Raw genomic sequence first — 21,731 nt, forward strand, 5'->3', positions numbered from 1 at the left:
GTCGTGACCCCCGACACCCGGCCGTCACGTGTCGGCCACCCGGCTGCAACACTGGAGGCCCGGCAACGGCGCCGGTCAGGCAGTTCCCTGTACCCCGCCCGGAGGCGTCGAACATGACCCAGACCGCCGACCCGACCACGCTGGTCCTCCCCGCCGAGCTCAAGCCGTCCGACGGCCGCTTCGGCTGCGGCCCGTCCAAGGTGCGGCCGGAGGCCGTCGCGGCGCTGGCGGCCGAGGGTGCCGCGCTGCTCGGCACGTCGCACCGCCAGAAGCCGGTGAAGAACCTGGTCGGCCAGGTGCGCTCCGGCCTGCGCGAGCTGTTCTCGCTGCCCGAGGGCTACGAGGTCGTGCTCGGCAACGGCGGCACCACGGCGTTCTGGGACGCGGCCGCGTTCGGACTGGTCCGCGAGCAGGCCCAGCACTTCACGAACGGCGAGTTCTCGTCGAAGTTCGCGAAGGTGACGAACGAGGCGCCGTTCCTCAAGGACTCGCTGATCACCAAGGCCGAGCCGGGCACCGCGCCCGAGCTGTTCTACGCCGAGGGCGCCGACCTGGTCGGCTGGGCGCACAACGAGACGTCCACCGGTGTCTCGATGCCGGTGCTGCGCCCCGAGGGCTCGGGTGACGCGCTGATCGCCGTCGACGCCACGTCCGGCGCGGGTGGTCTGCCGGTCGACGCCGAGGACTTCGACGTCTACTACTTCGCGCCGCAGAAGTCGTTCGCGTCGGACGGCGGTCTGTGGATCGCGCTGATGTCGCCGAAGGCGCTGGAGCGCATCGAGGAGATCAAGGGCCGCTGGGTCCCCGAGTTCCTGTCCCTGCCGACCGCGCTGGACAACTCCACGAAGGACCAGACGTACAACACCCCCGCGGTGTCGACGCTGTTCCTGCTGGGGCACCAGATCGACTGGATCAACGGCAACGGCGGGCTCGACTGGGCCGTCGCGCGCACCAAGGACTCCTCGGACCGGCTCTACTCGTGGGCCGAGAAGACCGCGTACACGACGCCGTACGTCGCGGACCCGGCGCACCGCTCGCAGGTCGTCGGCACGATCAACTTCACCGACGAGGTGGACGCCGCTGTTGTCGCGAAGGTGTTGCGCGCCAACGGGATCGTGGACACTGAGCCGTACCGCAAGCTCGGCCGCAACCAGCTGCGCGTCGCGATGTTCCCGGCCATCGAGCCGGACGACGTCACGATCCTGACCCAGGCGATCGAGTGGGTCGTCGAGCAGATCAGCTGACGTAGTTCACCGAACGCAGCACGTGCATCGCCCAGCCGTGCAGCGCGGGGTCGCCGTACATGCACCCGACGACCACCGCGCTGCCCGGCCGGACGACGAAGCCGTAGAACTGCTGCCGCTCCTCGTCGTCCACCTCGACGGCGTGCCAGAACGCGTGCCGCAGCATGCCGTCGTCCGCGCGGAAGGTCGTCCTGTGCTCGGGCGGCACCTCGGGCGCGCCGTCGAGCATCGACTCCAGGAACTCCTCCGGTGTGCGCGTGCCGTTGTCGATGAGCACCTCGGTGTAGACGGCGCGGTCCTCGGCGGCGAACTCCGAGCGGCCGTCGACGACCTGGCCCATGAGACCCGCCGACCGCTCGACGCTCCACTCCTCGGTGAGCGAGGTCCGGACGGCGACCGGGAGCTCGTGGCCGAAGCAGCTCAGCACGTCGTCGCGGTCCCAGACGCCGTGCAGCACGCGGTCGAGCAGCCCGTCGGTGGACGACGCCGCGTACGGGATGTCCTCGGTGTCGCGGACCTCGGCGGTCAGCTCGGCCCCGAGCATGCCCCACGGCCTGATGTCGTTCGCGAGCGTGCCGCCCAGCACCAGTTCCGCGTACTCCGGTTCCTCCCACACGGCGGCCGTGCGCTCCAGGTCGGCGTCGGAGATCTTCATCCAGGTGCCGAGCACCAGCTCGAAGTCACCGCTCAGCGACACCGGCAGCAGGCACCGCGCGAACGAGCCCCGGTCCTTGACCGCGAGCAGCCCGCCGTTGACGTGGAGCACCTCGTCCTCCGGCAGCGAGAGCGCGGCGTCCGGGAGCCCGAACCGCACGTCGATGCGCTGGGGATCGGCCAGTTCCGCACCGCAGCACGCGCATCTCACAGGTGAAGTCACTCCGCACACGGTAGATGAGGGGATCTCACCTCAAGATCACGTCGAGGAAAGATCCCCTCATCCCTTCTACGCGAGGGCTTCCGTGGGCGACAGCCTGGCCGCGCGCACGGCGGGATAGACCCCTGCGACCATCCCGACGAGCATCGCCGCGCCCACTCCGCCCAGCAGGGCTGGCAGCGGGATCACGGCGGGCCACCGCTGCGACACCGAGTACCCGGCGGTGACGGCGATCCCGGCCAGCACGCCGACCAGGCCCCCGAGCCCGGACAGCAGCACCGACTCCGCCAGGAACTGCCCTCGCACCTGCCTGCGGGTCGCCCCGAGCGCCCGCCGCAGTCCGATCTCCCTGCGCCGCTCCAGCACCGAGATCACCATCGTGTTCGCGACGCCGACGCCGCCGACCAGCAGCGCCACCGCGCCGAGACCGAGGAACAGGCCGCTGTAGGAGCTCTCCGCGATGCGCGCCGCCTCCAGCGCCTCCGACGGCCGCGACACGCGAACCTCGTTGGTGTTGGCCGGGTTCAGCGTCGCACCGAGCACACCGCGCACGTCCTCGACAGCGTCCTCGTCGGTGCGCACGTACACGGTCGACGGGTGGCCGTCGAAGCCGAACGCCTCGCGCGCGGTGTCCCACGACACCAGCACGGACCGCTCGACCTCCGGTGACAGCGGCATCGGCTCCAGGATGCCGACGACGGTGAACCACTGGCCGTCGATCCACACCTGCACGCCCAGCCGTTCGACGCCGAGCCGCGACGCCGCCGTCGACCCGAGCACGACCGTCTTGCCGTCGGACACGAACTTGCCGGTGCGCACCTTGCCGCGCAGCACGTCCAGCAGGTCCGGGTGCGCGGCCTGCACGGACAACCCGAGCGTGTCGCTGGTCGGCACGACGTCCGACCGGCGCACCTTCGCGGACACGGCGCCGGTCGCCGACGCGCCCGTGACCGGCCCGATCCGGCGCGCCATCGGCACCGCGGTGTCCGGCAGGGAGGCGTTGTCACCGAAGAACGTCTGGCCCGGCTCGGCCATCAGCAGGTTCGTGCCGAGCTTGGACATCTTGTCCCGCAACGACTGCGCGCTCGACGCGGGGATCCCGATCACCGCGACCACGGCCGCGATGCCGATCGCGATCCCCAGCGCGGACAGCACCGCGCGCAACGGTCGGGTGCGCATCCCGAAGAACCCGAGGCGCACCAGGTCGAGGAAGCTCACACGATCACCCCGTCGCGCACCTCGATCTTGCGCGACGTCCACGCCGCCACGTCCCGGTCGTGGGTGATGATCACGACCGTGGTGCCGTCGGAGTTCAGCTCCGCCAGCAGCTCCAGCACGCCGGAGCCCGTCGCCGTGTCGAGGTTCCCCGTCGGCTCGTCGGCGAGCACGATGCCCGGCCGGTTCACCACGGCGCGCGCGATCGCGACGCGCTGGCGTTCACCGCCGGACAGCTCGTGCGGCTTGTGCAACGCGCGGTGCAACAGACCCACTCTGTCCAAAGCGGACATCGCGAGCGAACGGCGTTTCACCCGAGGCACACCCGCGTACACGAGCCCGGACGCGACGTTCTCCACGGCCGACAGCCCGTCGGTGAGGAAGAACTGCTGGAAGACGAACCCGATCTCCTGCGCCCGCAGAGCCGACAAACCCTGGTCGGACAACGTGGCCACGTCCTGACCGGCCACCTCGACGCGGCCGGTGGTCGGCCGGTCGAGCGTCCCCATCAGGTGCAGCAGCGTCGACTTCCCCGAGCCGGAGGGCCCGACGATCGAGACCATCTCACCGTCCCCGACGGTCAGCGAGACCTCGCGCAACGCCTCCACACCGCCGGGATAGGTCCGGCTCGCCCGGTCGACCGCGATCACGACGTCGTCACCACCTTCACGCCCTCGCGCAGCCCGTCGCCGGTGACCTCGACGAAGCCCTTGGCGAACAGGCCGGTCTTGACCGGGATCAGCTTGCGATCCTCGGTCTCCACCGCGTAACCGCCCTCGGCCAGCGCGAGCAGCGCACCCACCGGAACGGCGAGCACCCCCTGCCGCTTGCCCACCGTGAACACCACGGAGGTGGACGCGGAGTCGATCCCCTCGGCGGCCGCGGCGTCGTCGACGGAGATCGTCAGGACGGCCTTCGGCTTCGCGCCCGGCTCGGAGCTGGTGGTCTTGGTGATCGACGTGATGGTGCCGGTCGTGCGCTTGCCGCCCGCGATGTCCAGCTCGACCTTCTCGCCCTGCTTCGAGCGGAGCTTCGAGACGTCGAGCTCGACGGTCACCGCGCGGTCGGTGCCGGTGACCTTCATCAGCTCACCGCCAGCCGGGCCGCCGATCTGCGCGGCGAGCGACGCGACCCGCACGGCAGCCGGCTGCACGACGACGTCGGCCATGCCGAGCACGCCGTTCTGCTCCAGCCCGTTCGCCTTCTGCCACTTGCGCAGCGCGGTCGCGGTGGCGGACGTGTACTTCTCGTCCGGTTCGCCGAACCCGGTGAACCCGAGGTCGCGCAGGTTCTCCTCGACGACCTTCACGTCCGGCCCGTTCGTGACGCCGACGGAGATGTCCCGGTACAGCGGCGTCTGCCCGTAGAACAGCGGAACCGGCTTGGCGTCCACCCAGCAGAGCGGCTTGCCGCGGTCGACGACGGCGCCCTGCGCGGGCAGACCGGTGATCGTGCCCTGCTTGCGCCCGGCGAGCGGGCGTTCGGCGCCGTAGGCGAGCGTGCCGGACACGGTCTGCGTGTCGGCGAGGTCGGTGCGCGTCACCGGAGCGGTCTTCACCGGCTCGGCCTTGGGTGGTTCGGCGTTCGCCCGGTCGGCGGCGACCCGCGTCACCACCACGACCGACCCGGTGCCGATGACGAGAACGGTGACGAGGCCGGCGAGCAGCCAGCGCGTGCGATCAGCCACCGACCGTCACCTTGCCGTCCATCTTGAAGCCGCAGTCCTTCATGTCCTTGTCCGTCTTCTCGGAGGCGTCGAACGGCAGCGCCAGCGCACCGGGCTCGTCCGAGTCCGGGTCCGGCATGTCGTAGCCCTTCTCCCGCATGCACTTCGTCTGCTCGCGGATCTTGTCCATCTCCTCGGGCGACGGCTTGCGCATCTCACCGCCGTTGGGCAGGAACTGCTTGCACGCCTCGGTCGCCTTCTGCATCTGCTCGGCGTTGTCCTCCTCGACGCGCATCGCGACGCCGCCCTTGTCCGTCTCCGGGTCGGGCATGTCGACGCCGTTGTCCCGCATGCACTTCGTGAACTCGAGCATCTTCTTCTCGTCGAACTTCCCGTCGCCGTCGCTCTTCGGCTGTTCGGAAGTGGTCTTGCCGTCGCCGGATACCGAGGCGACCTTGTCCTTCGGCGCGCTACCGCAGCCAACGGCCAGCAGCAGCACGAGCACCGCGATGGTCGGTTTCATGGCTGAAGGTCTACGGACGGGGTGATCTGGGGACGCTAAGCGCATCGCTTTATCCGGTGCTTATGCCCGATACGTGGACACTGTCGGCATGCGCGTGCTGGTGGTCGAGGACGAGCAGCTGCTGGCGGACACGATCGCCGAGGGGCTGCGCCGGTTCTCGATGGCGGTGGACGTCTGCTACGACGGTGACGCGGCGCTGGAACGCGTCGGCGTGCACGACTACGACGTCGTGGTGCTGGACCGCGACCTGCCGCTGGTGCACGGCGACGACGTGTGCAAGGCCGTGGTCGGCGCCGGACAGGCGACGCGGGTGCTGATGCTCACCGCGGCAGGCGAGATCGAAGACCGGGTCGCCGGGCTCGGGCTGGGCGCGGACGACTACCTCACCAAGCCGTTCGCGTTCGCCGAGCTGGTCGCGCGGGTGCAGGCGCTGGCCAGGCGAGTGCGTCCCGCGCTGCCGCCGGTGCTGCGGTGCGCGGGCGTCGTGCTCGACCTGCCGCGCCACCAGGCGTCCCGCGACGGACGGTTCCTTCCCTTGTCCCCCAAGGAGTTCGCCGTGCTGGAGGTGCTCATGCGCGCGGAGGGATCGGTCGTCAGCGCCGAGGATCTGCTGGAGAAGGCGTGGGACGAGCACGCCGACCCGTTCACCAACGCGGTGCGGGTGGCGGTGATGACGCTGCGGCGCAAGCTCGGCCAGCCGCAGGTGATCGAGACCGTGCCCGGCGCCGGCTACCGGTTCGGCCCGTGAACCTGCGCACCAGGCTGACGGCCTGGTACGGCGGGGTGTTCCTGATCGCGGGCGCGGCGCTCATCGCGATCAACTACTTCCTGACCGTCGCGGCACTGCCCGACGCGGCGGGTTTCGCCGTCGCGGCGGCCGAGCCCGCGACACCGGGGCTCGTGCAGGACCGCGTGTTCCTGATCGAGGAGTACCGGTCGGACGTGCTGGGCACGCTGCTCCTCTGGTCCGTGGTCGCGCTGGTCGCGGCGGCCGTGCTGGCCGTGTGGCTCGGCTGGGTCGTGGCAGGCCGGGTGCTCGAACCGCTGCAGTCGATCACCGCGACCGCGCACCGGCTGGAGGCCGAGCGCCTCGACCAGCGGATCGGCCTGGACGGCCCGGACGACGAGCTGAAGGAGCTCGCGGACACGTTCGACGGCATGCTCGACCGGCTCGCGGGCGCGTTCGACAGTCAGAAGCGCTTCGTCGCGAACGCGTCGCACGAGCTGCGCACCCCGCTCGCGGTGCAGCGCACGCTCATCGAGGTCTCGATGAGCGGTCCCGAGTCGACACCGGAGCTGGAGCGGCTCGGCAGGCACCTGCTCGACGCGAACGAGCGCAGCGAACGGCTCATCGACGGGCTGCTGCAGCTCGCCCGCAGCGACCGCGGCCTCGCCACCCGGTCACCGGTGCGGCTCGACCAGATCGTCACCGACGAGATCGAGTCGTGCGCCTACCTCGCGGCCGAGCGCGACGTGGAGGTCAAGAGCGTCGTGCGCCGGTGGGTCGTCGAGGGCGATCCGGTGCTGCTCGCGCAGCTCGTCGGCAACCTGCTGCGCAACGCGATCCTGCACAACGCGCCCGGCGGCCACGTGGACGTGCGGGTCGACGGCAGCCTCACGGTGACCAACTCCGGGCCGGTCGTGCCCGCCGACGCGGTGCCCGGACTGTTCGAACCGTTCCGCAGGTTGCGCGCCGACCGCACCGGCAGCACGACCGGTTCGGGGCTCGGGTTGTCGATAGTCCGTTCGGTGGTTCGCGCGCACCAGGGTGTGGTCCGCGCGCGTCCGAACGGGGGAGGTGGTCTCGTCGTCGAGGTGAACCTCGGGGAAACACAGGTGCGACAGCCCCTGTGAACTGGCAAGATCACGTTGCGATATCGGCGAGTCTCCCACATGAACGGGGCTCGTTGTCCTAACGTGATCCGCTGGCGAGGTGCAATTTCAGGGAGGCCATGATGCGTGCGCTGCGAGTCATCGGGCTCAGCGAGGACGGCAAGTCCGTCATCCTCGAGGACCCCGAGAACCGCGGCGAGCGTTATGAGCTCCCCGCGGACGAGCGCCTGCGTGCCGCGGCGCGCGGTGACCTGACCCGGCTCGGCCAGATCGAGATCGAGGTCGAGGCCCAGATGCGGCCGCGGGAGATCCAGGCCCGCATTCGCGCCGGTGAGTCGATCCAGCAGGTGTCGGCTGCCTCCGGTCTGCCCGCGCACCGCGTCGAGCGCTACGCCTACCCCGTTCTGCTGGAGCGGTCCCGCACGGCCGAGCTCGCGCAGCGCGCGCACCCGGTCCGCGAGGACGGCCCGGACGTGCAGACGCTGGGCGAGGTCGTCGCGCACTCGTTCGGTCTGCGCGGCCAGGAGTACACGGACGTCTCGTGGGACTCGTGGCGCGGTGAGGACGGCCGTTGGGTCGTGCAGCTGCACTGGCAGGCCGGTCGGTCGGACAACCGTGCGCACTGGGCGTTCCACCCCGGTGCGCAGGGCGGCACCGTGACCGCGCTGGACGACTCGGCCGTCGACCTGATGGACCCGCAGCCGAACCGCACCCTGCGGACGGTGCGCCCGGTGACGCAGCTGGCGCGGCAGGCTCTGGAGGCTCAGCAGCAGGCCGCGCCCGTTCCGGCACCGGCTGCTCCCGCACCGGCACCCGCGGCGCCGCCACCCGCACCGGAGCCGGTGCAGGAGGCGCTGCCCGAGCCCGAGCCCGAGGCGGTCGTGGAGCCGGAGCCCGCTCCGAAGCCACAGCCGAAGGCTCCGGCTCAGCCGAAGCCGCAGGCGGAGCCCGCGGCGGAGAAGCCGGTCCGCAAGGAAGCACCGAAGCGAGGGAAGAAGAACCACCCCATCGTGCCTTCGTGGGAAGACGTTTTACTGGGCGTCCGCTCGAACAGGTGACGCTGTGGTGGGTCGTCGACTCTCCCTGGCAGCCGGAATCGGCGCCCTGCTGGGCCTTGCCTGGTGGGGGCTGTTCGAACTGATCGCAGCCGGAGTTGTCTGTTCCATGGACAACTTCGGCTGCCTCGGTGTCGCGGTCGTTTCGGTCCCGATCTTCGCCGTGGTGGCCTGGGCGCTCGGGTCGTTCGCGCTGCGGTCGTTCTCCGTGCGGATGCCGTGGCTGGTGGCCCTGTTCGGCACGGTCATCGGGGTGCTGGCGCTGATCCTCGTGCCCGGCATGCCGGTGCTGGCGCCGCTCGTGTTCGCCGCGACCTACGCGCTCGCCGCGATCTTCGGGTAGTCCTACTCAAGATTTTTCCCTCGGTGCTCGGCGATCATTTCCGCATGGGGGTTTGGGGACGTTTTCTGATCAGTGGTGTCGTCGGCGGAGTGGCCGGCGCGACTTACACACCCGCGTTGCAGCACGGGGTCGACGCGATGTGCCGGTCGGGAGGCCTGGAGTGCCTCGGCGTGGCGTTCCTCGCGATACCGGTGCTGGTGATGGTGTGGACCGCGCTGGCATGGCTGGTGCTGGCCGCGGCGCAGGTGCGGCCGACGTGGCTGATCGCCGGGCTGGGCCCGGTGTTCGTGTTCGTGATCGGGTTCCTCGTGAACGCCGTGGACCTGAAGCTCTCCGCGGACCCGGTGATCGCGCTGGGCACGCTGGGGGCGATCGCGTACGCCGTGGCCGCGCTCGCGGCTGAACCGTTGATCAATCGAGGGACTCCGAGTTGACGCATTCGCTGTCCTCTTCGGACCCTGCCACTCGTTCGGTGTAGCCCCGGCCGCCCGCACGTGGTTACGGTGACCCGCGTGACCGAGAAGACTCCAGTCAGCGCGGGCCGGACCGGCCGCAGGCTGCTGATGCGCGTCCTGATGTCGATGGTCGTCGGCGCCGGGCTCGTGCTCGGCTGGACGTGGGCCTACGACTCGGGCTGGCTGAAGTCGTGGCTCGACAGCACGTCGCTGTCGCAGTTCCTGATCCTCGTGCTGGTCGGCCTGCCGATGGCGCTGGTGCTGTCGCTCCTGCTGGCCGGCCCGCTGCTGCGGCTCTTCGGGGTGCGCCCGGTGTGGCCGATCATCCTGCTCGGCCCGGTGCTGCTCGGGCTCGGTCTGTACCTCAAGGTGCACGAGCCGCTGCTGCAGTGGTTCGCGAACCGCCACCACGCCGAGGCCGCGCTGGCCGCCGTCGCTTACGGGGTCGTCGGGCTGATCACGTTCCGGCCGTCGGCGGGCCGGTAGTCACCCGACACCGCGCTCAGGGCGCGTGCGCCGCGTAGTCGGGCATGTCGGGCGTCCTGCCCAGCCGGCAGGTCGCGTGTCGGCCCCGCAGTCGGCAGGTCGCGTGTCGGCCCCGCAGTCGGCAGGTCACGCGTCCGCCCCGCAGTCGACAAGTCGCGCGTCCGCCGCGCAGCCGGCACGTCACGCATCCGCCCCGCAGTCAGCAGGTCGCGCGTCCGCAGCCCAGTCGCGCATCCGTCGCGCAATCGGCAAGTAGCGCGTCCGCCCCGCGACGCCGCGCTCCCGACACCACGCTCACGCAGGGGTCCTCGCCAGGGGGTCCCCTGATTTCATTCTCCCACTCGACACCGACAGATCCGGGCCGTCAGCAGGCAGCCTGTGGACAACTCACCGGCTGTGGACAACCCGCCCCGAAGGACTCAGTCGGCGGGTAGCGCGTCCAGCAGGTTCAGGTCCCACCCCTCGCGCTCGCACCAGTCCTCCGCCTCCTCGCGGGACAGGCTCGAGGCCCGCCGCGGACGTGTCCCGCCGAGCAGATCCCACCCGTCCGGCGCCAGCACGAACATGTGCCCGTCGGTCGCCGCGAGCAGCCTGCCGTGCGGAAAAGCCATGGTCTCCTCGCTGCGCAGATAGCGCGTTGTCATGTGCCTCATAGTGCGCTTGACCTCCACCTAAGTCGAGCCGGGACGCTCGTCGGGGCGGAAAACCGGATGCCGACTGTCGGTGGTCCTTCGTACTGTCGTGAGGACCAGAGGGGATCTCGGCGTGAGCGAGCAAGGCAACTCGACACTCAGAACGCTGCGCAGGTTGTGGCCGTACGTCCGGCCCGCCCGTGCGCGGCTCGCTGTCGTGTTCGCGGCGACGATGGGCGCGATGCTGTGCGGCATCACGATTCCACTGGTCGTGCAGCGGATCATCGACGGACCGATCACGAACCACGCGACCGACCAGCTGCCGCTGCTGATCGCGGGCATGACCGCGTTGGGCATCGGCGAGGCGATGCTGTTCTACGTGCGGCGCAGGGTCGTCGCCCGCCCCGCGGCCGAGGTCGAGGCGCGGATGCGCGGGGACCTGTACGGGCACCTGCAGCGGCTGCCGGTCTCGTTCCACGACCGCTGGCAGTCGGGCCAGCTGCTGTCCCGCGCGACGAACGACCTGGTGACCGTGCGCAGGTGGGTCGCGTTCGGCGTGGTCTTCATCGTGGTGAACACGCTGGTCGTGCTGATCGGCATGTCGATCATCGCGACGCTGTCGTTCCACCTGTTCCTGGTCGCGCTCTGCTGCGCGGCGCCGCTGATGGTGATCTCGTACCTGTTCGAGGCGAAGTTCAAGGTCGTGGCGCGCAGGGCGCAGGACCAGGCCGGCGACCTGACCACGACGGTCGAGGAGTCGGTGCTCGGCATCCGGGTGCTCAAGGCGTTCGGCCGCGGACCGGAGCTGGCGAAGAAGTTCGCCGCCCAGGCGCGCGAGCTGCGGAGCACGGAGCTGGCGAAGGTCCGCATCCTGGCCGCGCTGTGGGCGGTGCTGATCGCGCTGCCCGAGGTGAGCATCGCCGGGCAGCTCGCGGTCGGCACGATCGGCATCGCGAACGGCACGATGACCATCGGCACGCTGGTCGCCTCGGTGACGGTGACCGCCTACCTGCGCTGGCCGGTCGACTCGATCGGCTGGTTGCTCGCGGAGACGAACCAGACGGCGTCCGCGGTCGAGCGGTACGTCGAGGTGATCGACGCACCGGTGACGATCACGTCGCCCGCCGAGCCGAAGTCGTTGCCGGAGCAGGTGACCGGGCACGTGCGGTTCGAAGACGTGCACTTCTCGTTCGGCGACGGCAAGGACGTGCTCGCCGGCGTCGACCTGGACGTCCGGCCGGGCGAGACGGTGGCGCTGGTCGGCGCGACCGGGTCCGGCAAGACGACGCTCACCGCGCTGGTGCCGAGGCTCGCGGACGTGACCGGCGGCCGCGTGACGATCGACGGTGTCGACGTGCGCGACCTGGACCTGGCCGAGCTGCGCCGGGTGGTCGGCACCGCGTTCGAGGAGCCGGTGCTGTTCTCGGCGAGCGTGACGGAGAACGTCGCGCTGGGTGCTCCGGACGTCGGCGAGGACCGGGTGCGCGAAGCACTGCGGGTCGCGAAGGCGGAGGAGTTCACCGAGGCGCTGCCGTGGGGACTCGACACGCGGATCGGCGAGCAGGGCATGTCCCTGTCCGGTGGTCAGCGGCAGCGGCTCGCGCTGGCGCGCGCGGTCGTCGGCAGGCCGTCGGTGCTGGTGCTGGACGACCCGCTCTCGGCGCTGGACGTGCACACCGAGGCCGAGGTGGAGGCCGCGCTGCGGCGCGTCCTGCACGGCGTGACGGCGCTGGTCGTCGCGCACCGGCCGAGCACGGTGCAGCTCGCCGACCGGGTCGCGATGCTGGTCGACGGCCGGATCGCGGCGGTCGGCACGCACCGGCACCTGCTGCACACCAACGACGAGTACCGCAGGCTTCTGTCCACAATGGATGAAGAGTTGATCGAGGAGGAGGTGGCGTCGTGACCACACCCGTTGACACCGAAGAAGAGGCGTGGCGCGGCGTCGCGTCCGAGGAGATCGAGGAGCTCGACCACGCCACCGGCGTGAAGCTGCAGGCGCGGTCGCGCAAGCTGCTCGGCTCGCTGCTGCGCCCGCACGCGCGCAAAGCGTCGGTCGCGCTGGCGTCCGTGATCACCACGAACCTGGGCTACCTGGCGTTCCCGCTGCTGATCGCGGCGACGATCGACAGCGCCATCCCGGCGGCGCGCAGGGGCGACTACGTCCCGATGCTGTGGTGCGTCGCCGGGTACCTGGCGTGCGCCGTGCTGACCACGTCCACCCGGTACGCGTTCCTGCGGCTGTGCGGGCGGATCGGCCAGGACGTGCTGCTCGACCTGCGGCAGCGGATCTTCCGCCACGCGCAGACGCTGTCCGTCGGCTTCCACGAGAAGTACACGTCCGGCAAGGTCATCGCGCGGCTGACGTCCGACGTCGACGCGCTGCAGGACCTCGTCGAGGAAGGCCTGGACAGCCTGTTCTACGCGGGCTTGTCGTTGATCGGCATCACCGTCGTGCTGCTGTGGCTGGACTGGCCGCTGGCGATGGTCGTGGTCGCGGGCTTCCTGCCGGTGTACTTCATCTGGCGCTGGTTCCGCCGCCGCTCGATGCTCGCCTACCGCGGCACCCGAGGCGCGATCGCGAAGATCATCGTGCAGTTCGTGGAGACCATGAACGGCATCCGCGCGGTGTTCGCGTACCGCCGCGAGGACCGCAACGAGAAGATCATGACGGGCTTCAACTCGTCGTTCCGCGACGCGAACACCGACGCCCTGTCGGTGATGGCCGTGTTCATCGCGACCATCCGCACGATCGGCAACGTGTCGCTCGCGATCGTGCTCGCGTGGGGTGGCTGGCGGGTCGCGAACGGCACGCTCGAACTGGGTGTGCTGGCCGCGTTCATGCTCTACGTGATGCGGTTCTACGACCCGTTCGACGAGCTGGCGATGTTCGCGAACTCGTACTCGTCGGCGACGGCGGCGCTGGAGAAGATCTCCGGCCTGCTGGAGGAGAAGCCGTCGGTGCCCGAGCCCGCCTCACCGGTTCCGCTCGGCCACTCGCGGGGTGATGTGCGGTTCTCGGACGTCGAGTTCCGCTACACCGCGTCGACGCGGGTCGTGCTGCCGCAGTTCTCGCTGCACGTGCCCGCGGGTCAGACCGTGGCGCTGGTCGGCGCGACCGGTGCCGGCAAGACGACACTGGCGAAGCTGGTCGCCCGGTTCTACGACCCGACGTCCGGTTCAGTCCGGCTGGACGACACCGACCTGCGTGCGGTGACGGACGCGGACCTGCGGCGCGCGGTCGTGATGGTGACGCAGGAGAACTTCCTGTTCTCCGGCTCGGTCGCGGACAACATCGGCCTCGGCCGCCCGGACGCCACGCGCGCCGAGATCGAGGCAGCGGCCGCGTCCGTCGGCGCGCACGAGTTCATCGCCGCGCTGCCGGACGGCTACGACACCGACGTGCGCAAGCGCGGCGGCCGACTGTCCGCGGGCCAGCGGCAGATGGTCGCGTTCGCCCGCGCGTTCCTCGCCGATCCGGCGGTGCTGGTGCTCGACGAGGCCACGTCCAGCCTGGACGTGCCGACCGAGCGTGCGGTGCAGTCGGCGCTGGAGACCGTGCTGGCCGACCGGACGGCGTTCATCATCGCCCACCGGTTGTCCACGGTCCTGATCGCCGACCGCGTGCTGGTGCTGGACGGCGGCATCGTCGTGGAGGACGGCTCACCGGAGGAGCTGATCGGCGAGAGCGGCCAGTTCGCTGCTCTGCACACAGCCTGGCGCGACTCGCTCGCGTAGGAGGGAGTGGTGGTTCGTGCCCTTGGGGATGGGGCACGAACCCCGCTGTGCTCGATTGCCGCTGCTCCGCAGACGGCGGCTCGGTCGCCGGGAAGTCGGTCGTGGGCTGTCATGTCCTCGGGCCCGTTTCCGGCTGGAGCTTGAACGACACCGCCTCACGCAGGCGTGCGCGCTTGGTGTTCTGGAACGCGGCGATCCGCCACTCCCCGTCCTGCCGCACGACCGTGTAGGTCTGCACCTTGGACAGCCTGCCCGGCGCCTTCCGCCCCACGTCGCCGCGCGTGGTGACGACCGCGGCATCAGGCCCGTAGTGCCGGACGTCCAGCACCTCCACGGTCATCCGGGTGCCCTTGAGGTAGCTCTCGAACAGCGCCTGGTGCGAGCGCCCGATCTCCTCGCCGCCCCGGTAGAGCGTGCCGAGCCACGACACGTAGGTCGCGTCGGCGGCGAAGGTCGCGCCGTACGCGGCGCCGTCGCCGCGGTTCCACGCGTCGCGGTGGCGGTCGAACAGGTCCTCGATGGTGCCCACAGCAGCCCCCTGGTAGCTTCGTAGAGGAAGTTACTTCCTCAGAGATTTATCTTCTCTGAGGAAGAGATTAGGAAGAGGGCAGGCGCATGTCAACGACGGGGATGCCGGACGACGCGACCGAGGTCTACCGGCGGTACCTGGGCGCGGTGATGCTCAACGGGCTCGCGGCCGCGCGCGCGTGCGGGCTGGGGGCGACCGACCTGTACGCGTTGAACGTTCTCGGTGCGACCGGGCCGATGACGCCGGGCGAGCTGTCCGCCCGCACCGGGCTGACCACCGGTCCGACCACGCGTCTGATCGACCGCCTGGAACAGGCCGGCTACGTGCGCAGGGTCCCGGATCCGGGCGACCGCAGGAAGGTGATCGTCGAGCAGGTCGGCACCCCCGCCGAGCTCGACGAGGCGCTGGCACCCGCACGCCGCAAGGTCGCCGAGGTGCTCCAGAGCTACTCGCCGGAGCAGCTCGACACGCTGTTCGACTACTTCGCCCGCGCCACGGACGCCTTCCGGCCCGGCTAGTGCGGTGGCCGCTAACCCTTGCCGTGCCATTTCGTGTCCAGGCGGCCGGATCGTGGTGCCGCCCCCACGTCCTCGTACTGGTAGTACGGGGGCGTGGGGGAGGTGCCGCGAGCCGGCCTCCTGGGCGCGGAATTGCCGGCGAGGATTGTGGTCACCGCACTAGAGCAGGGTGAGGATCAGGACGAACCAGGCGACGCCGACGCCGGTGACCACGCCGTAGGCGACCCACCGCCACACGGGCGTCTTCCGCCCCAGCCACACCGACGGCGCGAGACCACCGACCACCAGCACGTTCGCGATCAGCGCGAGCCACTGCGACGTCTCACCGAGACCGAGCGACAGCGACACCACGGTCACCGTGACGATCGCGGCGGTGATGATCGAGACCGTGAGCCCGGTGGCCCACGGCGTCGGCTCCGGCGCCTCGACGGCGGCGACCGGCTCGACCGCGACCGGATCACCGGGTGCGCCGGACGGGCTGGGTGCCTCCACGGTGACCAGCTCGCCGGTGACCGGGTCCACGTACGCGACGGGCGAGCCCATGGCGGCGGCGATGCGGCCCGCCAGCTGGCGGCCGCGTCTCGTGACGAGCGCGGTGGCCACGCCGTCCGCCGGCGTCTCGGTGCGGACGACGGCGTCCGCGACCTGGGCCCACTGGTGCAGGGCGTCGGCTAGTTCGGCGCCGAGCGGCAGGCTGTGCGGGTCGACCTCGCGCTCACCCGTGTCGTCCTGACCGGCGAGCACGGCGCGGCCGTCCCGTACGCGCAACTCCACGAAGCCTCCCTACGGTCTTCTCCGCAGCCAAACGTATCGGACTCAGACGAGTGCGTAGAACGCGATCGCGGCAGCGGTCGCGACGTTCAGCGAGTCCACGCCGTCCGCCATCGGGATGCGCACCGCGAGGTCCGCCGCCTCGATGGCCTCCTCGGTGAGGCCAGGTCCCTCCGAGCCCAGCAGCACCGCGACCCGCTCACCGCGCAGACCCGCGTCGGCCAGTCCGGCGGCCGACGCGCGCGGTGTGAGAGCAGCAACGATAAAACCCTTTTGTCGCAACACGTTCAGCCCTGCGGGCCAGTCATCCGTGCTAGCGAACGGCACACGCAGCACGTGGCCCATCGACACGCGCACGCTGCGCCGGTACAGCGGGTCGCTGCAACCGGGGCCGAGCACGACGCCGTCGATGCCCAGCGCAGCGGCGTTGCGGAACAACGATCCCAGGTTCTCGTGGTCGCCGACACCCTCCAGCACGGCGAGCCTGCGGGCGCTCGACGCGAGGTCCTCGAGCGAGGGCTGAGCGCACTTGTCCGCGGCCGCGAGCACGCCCCGGTTGAGGTGGAATCCGACCACCTCCGCCATCACCTCGGCGGAAGTAACATAAGCGGGCGCGTCGAGTTCTTCGAGGTCAAGAGCCTCGATGCGGCGGCGCACACCCAGCAGACCACGCACGGGATAGGGCGAGGCGAGCAGTCGTTCGACCACGACGACGCCCTCGGCGATGACGAGCCCGCGACCTCCCGGCCGGTCAGGACGACGGTCCGCGGTCGACAGGTCCCGGAAGTCGTCGAGGCGCGGATCCGCCGGGTCGTTGATCTCGGTCACTTCCGCCACCGCGGAAGTTTCGCACCCCGCCTGACGTGGAAACACGGTCGGGTAGTCCAGAGGGCGGAACAGCGAGGCGCCCACCAGCACATGATCGCGGGCTGTTACTCGCATGTGACTGAGAGCACCGATATGGACGATGGAAACGAAGTTACCGCTGTGTCACGTTTGAACTTCCGCCTGGCCCGCGCCTACCGGCGCCGACCGAAGGGGTAGCGGCATGGGAAGCGAAGTATCCAGCCGCACGTTCACCAGGGAGGATCGCCAGCGTTACCGCTCCAAGGTGCAGAGGTGCCTGGACGCACTGGCGACCATGCTGGCAGAGGACACTTTTTCCTTTCCCCGCCGTCAGATGGGGCTGGAAATCGAGCTGAACCTCGTCGATGACGTGATGCGGCCGGCGATGGCCAACGCCGAAGTGCTCGAGAAGATCAACGACCCGTCGTACACGCTGGAGCTCGGTCAGCAGAACATCGAGCTGAACGTGCCGCCACGCGCGCTGGACGGGGACGAGGTCATCGGACTGGAGGAGGAACTGCGCACCTCGTTGAACGCCGCGGACACCAAGGCGAACGACGCGGGTGCGAACCTCGTGATGATCGGCGTGCTGCCGACGTTGCGGGATCAGCACTTCGACAAGAAGTGGCTCTCGCAGAGCCCGCGCTACAGCCTGCTCAACGACCAGATCTTCGCCGCGCGCGGCGAGGAGATGGTGCTGAACATGGAAGGGTCGCCGATGCCGGGCCACGGCCCGGAGAAGCTGCTGAGCTACGCGGAGTCGATCCTGCCGGAGGCGGCGTGCACGTCCGTGCAGCTGCACCTGCAGGTCGAGCCGCAGGACTTCGCCGCGCACTGGAACGCGGCGCAGTGCCTGGCCGGCGTGCAGGTGGCGATCGCGGCGAACTCGGCTTTCCTGCTGGGCAAGGCGTTGTGGCACGAGACGCGCATCCCGTTGTTCCTGCAGTCGACGGACACCCGCCCGGACGAGCTGAAGAACCAGGGCGTCCGGCCGAGGGTGTGGTTCGGTGAACGCTGGATCACGTCGATCTTCGACCTCTTCGAGGAGAACGCGCGGTACTTCTCCGCACTGCTGCCGGAGACCGACGAGGAGGACCCGGTCGGCGTCCTCAGCGGCGGCGGTACACCGAACCTCACCGAGCTGCGGCTGCACAACGGCACGATCTGGCGGTGGAACCGCCCGGTCTACGACGTGGTCGACGGCGTGCCGCACCTGCGCATCGAGAACCGCGTGCTGCCCGCCGGTCCGACCGTCATCGACACGCTGGCCAACGCGGCGTTCTTCTACGGCGCACAGCGGGCGCTGGCGTCCCAGGAACGTCCACTGTGGACGCAGATGTCGTTCCAGGCGGCCGAGGAGAACCTGTACACCGGTGCGCGGCACGGCATGGCGGCCCAGCTGTACTGGCCGGGGATCGGCTGGATCCCCGCGGACGAACTGGTGCTGCGCAAGCTCCTGCCGATGGCGCACGACGGCCTGCGCGACTGCGGTGTGTCGGACGAGGTGCGCGAGCGCTACCTCGGCGTGATCGAGCAGCGCTGCCTCGCGCGGCGCACGGGTTCCTCGTGGCAGCGCGCGACCGTGGCGCTGCTGGAGAGGCGTGGCGCCGACCGGGAGTCCGCGCTGGCCGGGATGCTGATGCGGTACATGGAGTTGATGCACGCCGGCGAGCCGGTGCACAGCTGGCCGGTCGGTTAGAGCCCGGCGAGGAAACCCTTCCAGATGGTGGCGGGCAGGCCGGTGCCGTCGATCGGCGCACCGGCCGCGTCCTTCAACGCCGTGTGCTCGTCATCGGAGCCGACGAACACGGAGACGGCCAGAGTCGGTGTGTAGCCGACCATCCACGCGGTCGAGTTCTGGTCGGCGCTGCCCGGCGACTCGTACGCGCCGGGCTGGCACGCCTTGCCATCGCAGATCGGGTTCGCCTGCAGCGCACCGGTGATCTGCGCGGCGATGTCGCCGCTCTTGACGTGGTCGTCGTGGAACGCGGAGACCGGCTTGGCCACGGCCTGGTGGAGCAGCGCACCGTCGGCGCCGGTGATCTTCTCGATGAAGAACGGCTCGTTCCGCACGCCACCGGACGCGAGCGTCGCGTACGCCGCGGCCAGGTCGAACGGCCGCAGCTCCGCGTTGTCGGCACCGAGCGCGATCCCTCCGTTGGGCGTACTGCCGTCCTCGCCCACGAGCAGCGCGACCTTCTTGCCGTCCAGCTCGACGCTCTGCGGCACTCCTGCCTGGTGAGCTGCCTTCTTGACGCCGTTGGTGCCGGTGTCGTTGACGACCAGGTCGTAGAACACCGGGTAGCTCGACTTCGCCAGGGCCTCGCGCAACGTGCACGTCGCGCTGCACTGCTGCGGGCCGCGAATGGTCTGCCCGCCGATCTTGCGCGGTGAGCGGCCGTCGTAGGTCGTGTCGAGCGTCTTGCCCGCCTGCAGCGCGGCCACGAGGTCGATCGGCAGGAACGTCGAGCCCGCTTGTCGCAGGATGCCGCGCGCGTAGTCCTCCTTGTACGCCTTGCCCGGCCAGTACGCCTTCACCGCACCCGAAGCCGGGTCGATCGCGGTCAGCGACGTGCGCAGCGTCTCCGGCTGTCCCCTGGTCGTCAGGTCGGCCGTGGTGGCGGCGACGGTGTGCGCCTTGGGGTCCAGCGTCGTCCGGATCGTCGCGCCGCCCGAGCGCAGCTGGTCGAGCGTCATCCCGGTGCGCGGCAGCTCGGCGACCACCTGCGTGGCGACCCGGCTCAGCCTCAGCGCGTGCGCGGTGCTGCCGGGGATGCGCTCGAGCTCGGAACCGTCCGCGTACTGCAGCACGACGTCCTTCAGCACGACCGCGGGCGGCGGGGCGTCGTCGGACCGCTGCCACACCGCCAGTCCGATGACGAGTGCGAGCACGCCGATGACACCGAGCAGCTTCTTCATTCGACCCCCCAGCCAAGTGGGGCCGAATCTACCGCCTGCGCCCCGACTTCAGCGGTGCGACGTCCGCGCCGTCGTGCGAGATGCGGCACTCGTCCGGCGTGACGGCTTCGACGGCCAGCGTCAGCATGCCCTTCACACCCGTGTAGATCGACTCACCACGTGACGCCAGCGAGGCGTGCACGCGGTTGGAGTCCGTGAAGTCGCGCTCGTCCTTGACGCGCTTCTTGCCGGCCTCCTCCGGCCTGGTGGCACTGCGCAGGTTCACTTCGAGCCACGCGGCCACCTCGGCCGGGCTGGTGAGCACCTCCTCGGGGGTGCGCTCCAGGCGGACCTGCCGGGGCGAGGCGTGGTCGAGCGACGTGTGCTCCACGTAGGCGTGCCAGTGGGTGTTGCGCATCGACCAGGTCTGTTCGACCGGCCAGTCCTCCTCGGTGGTCATGACGTCTATCTTCCACCCTCAGCTCAGTCAAACGTGAGCAGGTCGCACACGTCGATCTCGTGATCGACGCGCACCGCCTCCGCGAGCCTCCGGTCGTGGGTGACCAGCAACAACGTTCCCTCGTAGGTCGCCAGCGCCTGCTCGAGCTGTTCGATGGCAGGCAGGTCGAGGTGGTTGGTCGGTTCGTCAAGGACCAGACACGTCGTGCCACGAGCTTGCAACAACGCCAGCCCGGCGCGAGTTCGTTCACCCGGCGATAGCTCGCGCGCGGGTCGCAGCACGGCGTCCGCGCCCAGCCGGAACTTCGCGAGCAGCGTGCGCACCTCGACGTCCCGCATGCCGGTCGCGTCGGCGACGATGCGCAGCACCGTCTCGTCCGACGCGAACTCCGCGCGCAGCTGGTCGACCTCGCCGACCACCACACCGGGCCCGATCGTCGCTTCGCCCGACTGCAGCGGGAGCCTGCCGAGCAGCGCACCGAGCAATGTGGACTTGCCCGACCCGTTCGGGCCGGTGATGCGCCACCGCTCCCCCGCGCCGATCGTCAGGTCGACCGGTCCGAGCGTCACGTCGCCGCGGTGCACGACGGCCCGCCGCAGCGTGAACGCGATCGAGCTGCCGCGTCCGGCCGACGGCAGGGTGAGCCGGAGCTCCCACGCCTCGCGCGGTTGCTCCACCTCGTCCAGCCTGTCCAGCTGGCGGTCCACAATGGACGCCTTGGAGCTGAGGTTCTCCGCGCCCTGCTTGCGGAAGAACTTGATGAACTTGTCGCTCTCGTCGGACTTCGCGTTGCGCGTCACGCCCTGCCGCGACCACTCGCGCGTCTGGCGCGAGCGCTGCACGAGCGAGTCGCGCTTGGCCGCGTACGCCTCGTACTCGTCGTGCGCACGGCGTTGCGCGTTCTCCTTCTCCGCCACGTAGGCGTCCCAGCCGCCGCCGAACACGGTGACGCCGTGCGTGAACTCGTCGAGCTCGACGATCGCGGTCGTGACGCGGGCCAGGAACTCCCGGTCGTGACTGACCAGCACCATCGCCGCGTTCGACCCGCGCACGTGCGACTCGAGCAGGTCCAGCCCGGACGCGTCGAGGTCGTTCGTCGGCTCGTCGAGCAGCAGCACGTCCGCCTTGACCAGCAGCACCGACGCGAGCCGCAGCCGCGCGGCCTGCCCGCCGGACAGCTCGTGCGCGGCCCGCCCGTCGAGCAGGTCGGCGGGCAGCCCGAGCTTCTGGCACACGACCTCCGCGCGTTCGGCGAAGTCACCGGCACCGACAGCGGTCCAGTGGTCGAGCGCCGCGGAGAAGTCGTCGCCGCCACCGGTCCCGAGCGCCTCAGCGGCCTTCTGCAGCCACTCCTCCGCCGCCTGGACACCGGTGCGCCGCGCGAGGTGGTCGCGGAGCGACTCCCCTGCCCGCACCTGGGTTTCCTGGGTCAGGAAGGCGACGGTCCCCATGCGCGAGACGGTGCCACCGTCCGGCGTCAGCTCACCGGCGAGCAACCTGAGCAACGTGGACTTGCCGACACCGTTCGGCGCGATCAGGCCGACGCGGTCACCAGGCGAAACATCGAGATCAACCTCCGAGATCACGGTCCTCGGACCGAACGACAGCGACAGGTTCCTAGCTGTCAGCACGGACACGCCTTCGA

Annotated in this window: 23 protein-coding genes; 11 read left to right on the forward strand and 12 right to left on the reverse strand. The window is 70.2% G+C overall.

Going from position 1 to position 21,731, the window contains the following annotated elements:
• The first annotated feature begins 113 nt into the window (after positions 1-113).
• Positions 114-1,244, forward strand: a complete 1,131-nt coding sequence (gene serC / locus FKR81_RS22620) for a phosphoserine transaminase (RefSeq protein ID WP_146354122.1) — start codon at positions 114-116, stop codon at positions 1,242-1,244.
• Here serC and FKR81_RS22625 read toward each other — a convergent pair.
• The 5 genes from FKR81_RS22625 to FKR81_RS22645 all read right to left on the reverse strand — a co-directional run bounded on the left by FKR81_RS22625 (position 1,237) and on the right by FKR81_RS22645 (position 5,522).
• Positions 1,237-2,121, reverse strand: coding sequence for a DUF2199 domain-containing protein (locus FKR81_RS22625; RefSeq protein ID WP_146354123.1), 885 nt, complete (start codon positions 2,119-2,121; stop codon positions 1,237-1,239). The genes serC and FKR81_RS22625 overlap by 8 nt on opposite strands.
• Positions 2,122-2,187: 66 nt before the next feature.
• Positions 2,188-3,297, reverse strand: coding sequence for an ABC transporter permease (locus FKR81_RS22630; RefSeq protein ID WP_146354265.1), 1,110 nt, complete (start codon positions 3,295-3,297; stop codon positions 2,188-2,190).
• Between the two features lie 35 nt (positions 3,298-3,332).
• The gene (locus tag FKR81_RS22635) at positions 3,333-3,983 is read right to left on the reverse strand and encodes an ABC transporter ATP-binding protein (RefSeq protein WP_146354124.1); all 651 of its coding nucleotides are present in this window, start codon (positions 3,981-3,983) and stop codon (positions 3,333-3,335) included.
• On the reverse strand, positions 3,980-5,020 hold the full coding sequence (locus FKR81_RS22640; RefSeq protein WP_146354125.1) for a peptidoglycan-binding domain-containing protein: 1,041 nt from the start codon (positions 5,018-5,020) through the stop codon (positions 3,980-3,982). The genes FKR81_RS22635 and FKR81_RS22640 overlap by 4 nt, the downstream gene beginning before the upstream one ends.
• A complete protein-coding gene (locus tag FKR81_RS22645) occupies positions 5,013-5,522 on the reverse strand; it encodes a hypothetical protein (protein ID WP_146354126.1) in 510 nt (169 codons plus the stop codon). The genes FKR81_RS22640 and FKR81_RS22645 overlap by 8 nt, the downstream gene beginning before the upstream one ends.
• 88 nt (positions 5,523-5,610) lie before the next feature.
• Here FKR81_RS22645 and FKR81_RS22650 point away from each other — a divergent pair, with 88 nt between their 5' ends.
• The 6 genes from FKR81_RS22650 (at position 5,611) to FKR81_RS22675 (ending at position 9,694) form a co-directional block, all read left to right on the forward strand.
• Positions 5,611-6,270 (forward strand): response regulator transcription factor, encoded by a 660-nt coding sequence (locus FKR81_RS22650; RefSeq protein ID WP_146354127.1) that lies wholly within the window; start codon positions 5,611-5,613, stop codon positions 6,268-6,270.
• Complete coding sequence (locus FKR81_RS22655) at positions 6,267-7,376, forward strand: sensor histidine kinase (protein WP_146354128.1); 1,110 nt, start codon at positions 6,267-6,269, stop codon at positions 7,374-7,376. The genes FKR81_RS22650 and FKR81_RS22655 overlap by 4 nt, the downstream gene beginning before the upstream one ends.
• Before the next feature lie 101 nt (positions 7,377-7,477).
• Positions 7,478-8,413: a septation protein SepH gene (sepH, locus tag FKR81_RS22660; protein WP_146354129.1), complete on the forward strand. Its 936-nt coding sequence runs from the start codon at positions 7,478-7,480 to the stop codon at positions 8,411-8,413.
• A gap of 106 nt (positions 8,414-8,519) precedes the next feature.
• On the forward strand, positions 8,520-8,753 hold the full coding sequence (locus FKR81_RS22665) for a hypothetical protein (protein WP_146354130.1): 234 nt from the start codon (positions 8,520-8,522) through the stop codon (positions 8,751-8,753).
• 44 nt (positions 8,754-8,797) lie between these two features.
• Positions 8,798-9,187: a hypothetical protein gene (locus tag FKR81_RS43665; RefSeq protein WP_186763116.1), complete on the forward strand. Its 390-nt coding sequence runs from the start codon at positions 8,798-8,800 to the stop codon at positions 9,185-9,187.
• Positions 9,188-9,265: 78 nt separating this feature from the next.
• A complete protein-coding gene (locus FKR81_RS22675) occupies positions 9,266-9,694 on the forward strand; it encodes a hypothetical protein (protein ID WP_146354132.1) in 429 nt (142 codons plus the stop codon).
• A gap of 419 nt (positions 9,695-10,113) precedes the next feature.
• Here FKR81_RS22675 and FKR81_RS22680 read toward each other — a convergent pair whose 3' ends face one another.
• Positions 10,114-10,338 (reverse strand): hypothetical protein, encoded by a 225-nt coding sequence (locus tag FKR81_RS22680; RefSeq protein ID WP_186763117.1) that lies wholly within the window; start codon positions 10,336-10,338, stop codon positions 10,114-10,116.
• Between the two features lie 121 nt (positions 10,339-10,459).
• On the opposite strand from FKR81_RS22680, the gene FKR81_RS22685 reads away from it, so the two are divergent.
• Entirely contained in the window at positions 10,460-12,232 is a 1,773-nt protein-coding gene (locus FKR81_RS22685) for an ABC transporter ATP-binding protein (protein WP_146354133.1), read from the forward strand.
• On the forward strand, positions 12,229-14,064 hold the full coding sequence (locus FKR81_RS22690; RefSeq protein WP_146354134.1) for an ABC transporter ATP-binding protein: 1,836 nt from the start codon (positions 12,229-12,231) through the stop codon (positions 14,062-14,064). The genes FKR81_RS22685 and FKR81_RS22690 overlap by 4 nt, the downstream gene beginning before the upstream one ends.
• A gap of 109 nt (positions 14,065-14,173) precedes the next feature.
• On the opposite strand, the gene FKR81_RS22695 is transcribed toward FKR81_RS22690, so the two are convergent.
• Entirely contained in the window at positions 14,174-14,593 is a 420-nt protein-coding gene (locus FKR81_RS22695) for an SgcJ/EcaC family oxidoreductase (protein ID WP_146354135.1), read from the reverse strand.
• 86 nt (positions 14,594-14,679) lie between these two features.
• On the opposite strand from FKR81_RS22695, the gene FKR81_RS22700 reads away from it, so the two are divergent.
• Positions 14,680-15,111: a MarR family winged helix-turn-helix transcriptional regulator gene (locus FKR81_RS22700; RefSeq protein ID WP_222598369.1), complete on the forward strand. Its 432-nt coding sequence runs from the start codon at positions 14,680-14,682 to the stop codon at positions 15,109-15,111.
• A 159-nt stretch (positions 15,112-15,270) separates the two neighbouring features.
• Here FKR81_RS22700 and FKR81_RS22705 read toward each other — a convergent pair whose 3' ends face one another.
• A complete protein-coding gene (locus tag FKR81_RS22705) occupies positions 15,271-15,885 on the reverse strand; it encodes a DUF2537 domain-containing protein (RefSeq protein ID WP_146354136.1) in 615 nt (204 codons plus the stop codon).
• 42 nt (positions 15,886-15,927) lie between these two features.
• Positions 15,928-16,719 (reverse strand): TrmH family RNA methyltransferase, encoded by a 792-nt coding sequence (locus tag FKR81_RS22710; protein WP_235921704.1) that lies wholly within the window; start codon positions 16,717-16,719, stop codon positions 15,928-15,930.
• A 211-nt stretch (positions 16,720-16,930) separates the two neighbouring features.
• On the opposite strand from FKR81_RS22710, the gene FKR81_RS22715 reads away from it, so the two are divergent.
• Entirely contained in the window at positions 16,931-18,427 is a 1,497-nt protein-coding gene (locus tag FKR81_RS22715) for a glutamate--cysteine ligase family protein (protein WP_146354138.1), read from the forward strand.
• Here FKR81_RS22715 and FKR81_RS22720 read toward each other — a convergent pair.
• Genes FKR81_RS22720 through FKR81_RS22730 form a run of 3 tightly spaced genes read right to left on the reverse strand, consistent with a single transcriptional unit; the run spans position 18,424 to position 21,723 of the window.
• The gene (locus FKR81_RS22720) at positions 18,424-19,647 is read right to left on the reverse strand and encodes a penicillin-binding transpeptidase domain-containing protein (RefSeq protein ID WP_146354139.1); all 1,224 of its coding nucleotides are present in this window, start codon (positions 19,645-19,647) and stop codon (positions 18,424-18,426) included. The genes FKR81_RS22715 and FKR81_RS22720 overlap by 4 nt on opposite strands.
• A gap of 28 nt (positions 19,648-19,675) precedes the next feature.
• On the reverse strand, positions 19,676-20,086 hold the full coding sequence (locus FKR81_RS22725; RefSeq protein ID WP_146354140.1) for a hypothetical protein: 411 nt from the start codon (positions 20,084-20,086) through the stop codon (positions 19,676-19,678).
• Between the two features lie 23 nt (positions 20,087-20,109).
• The gene (locus tag FKR81_RS22730) at positions 20,110-21,723 is read right to left on the reverse strand and encodes an ABC-F family ATP-binding cassette domain-containing protein (RefSeq protein ID WP_146354141.1); all 1,614 of its coding nucleotides are present in this window, start codon (positions 21,721-21,723) and stop codon (positions 20,110-20,112) included.
• Positions 21,724-21,731: the final 8 nt, after the last annotated feature.

Origin of the sequence: Lentzea tibetensis (assembly GCF_007845675.1) — a bacterium.
GTDB lineage: Bacteria > Actinomycetota > Actinomycetes > Mycobacteriales > Pseudonocardiaceae > Lentzea > Lentzea tibetensis.

What these genes read in the sequence shown, in the direction of transcription:
- serC (WP_146354122.1), top strand. Translation starts at nt 114, where the DNA reads ATGACCCAGACCGCCGACCCGACCACGCTGGTCCTCCCCGCCGAGCTC.
- FKR81_RS22630 (WP_146354265.1), bottom strand. Translation starts at nt 3,297, where the DNA reads ATGCGCACCCGACCGTTGCGCGCGGTGCTGTCCGCGCTGGGGATCGCG.
- FKR81_RS22645 (WP_146354126.1), bottom strand. Translation starts at nt 5,522, where the DNA reads ATGAAACCGACCATCGCGGTGCTCGTGCTGCTGCTGGCCGTTGGCTGC.
- FKR81_RS22650 (WP_146354127.1), top strand. Translation starts at nt 5,611, where the DNA reads ATGCGCGTGCTGGTGGTCGAGGACGAGCAGCTGCTGGCGGACACGATC.
- sepH (WP_146354129.1), top strand. Translation starts at nt 7,478, where the DNA reads ATGCGTGCGCTGCGAGTCATCGGGCTCAGCGAGGACGGCAAGTCCGTC.
- FKR81_RS22665 (WP_146354130.1), top strand. Translation starts at nt 8,520, where the DNA reads ATGGACAACTTCGGCTGCCTCGGTGTCGCGGTCGTTTCGGTCCCGATC.
- FKR81_RS43665 (WP_186763116.1), top strand. Translation starts at nt 8,798, where the DNA reads ATGGGGGTTTGGGGACGTTTTCTGATCAGTGGTGTCGTCGGCGGAGTG.
- FKR81_RS22680 (WP_186763117.1), bottom strand. Translation starts at nt 10,338, where the DNA reads ATGACAACGCGCTATCTGCGCAGCGAGGAGACCATGGCTTTTCCGCAC.
- FKR81_RS22700 (WP_222598369.1), top strand. Translation starts at nt 14,680, where the DNA reads ATGTCAACGACGGGGATGCCGGACGACGCGACCGAGGTCTACCGGCGG.
- FKR81_RS22715 (WP_146354138.1), top strand. Translation starts at nt 16,931, where the DNA reads ATGGGAAGCGAAGTATCCAGCCGCACGTTCACCAGGGAGGATCGCCAG.
- FKR81_RS22720 (WP_146354139.1), bottom strand. Translation starts at nt 19,647, where the DNA reads ATGAAGAAGCTGCTCGGTGTCATCGGCGTGCTCGCACTCGTCATCGGA.
- FKR81_RS22725 (WP_146354140.1), bottom strand. Translation starts at nt 20,086, where the DNA reads ATGACCACCGAGGAGGACTGGCCGGTCGAACAGACCTGGTCGATGCGC.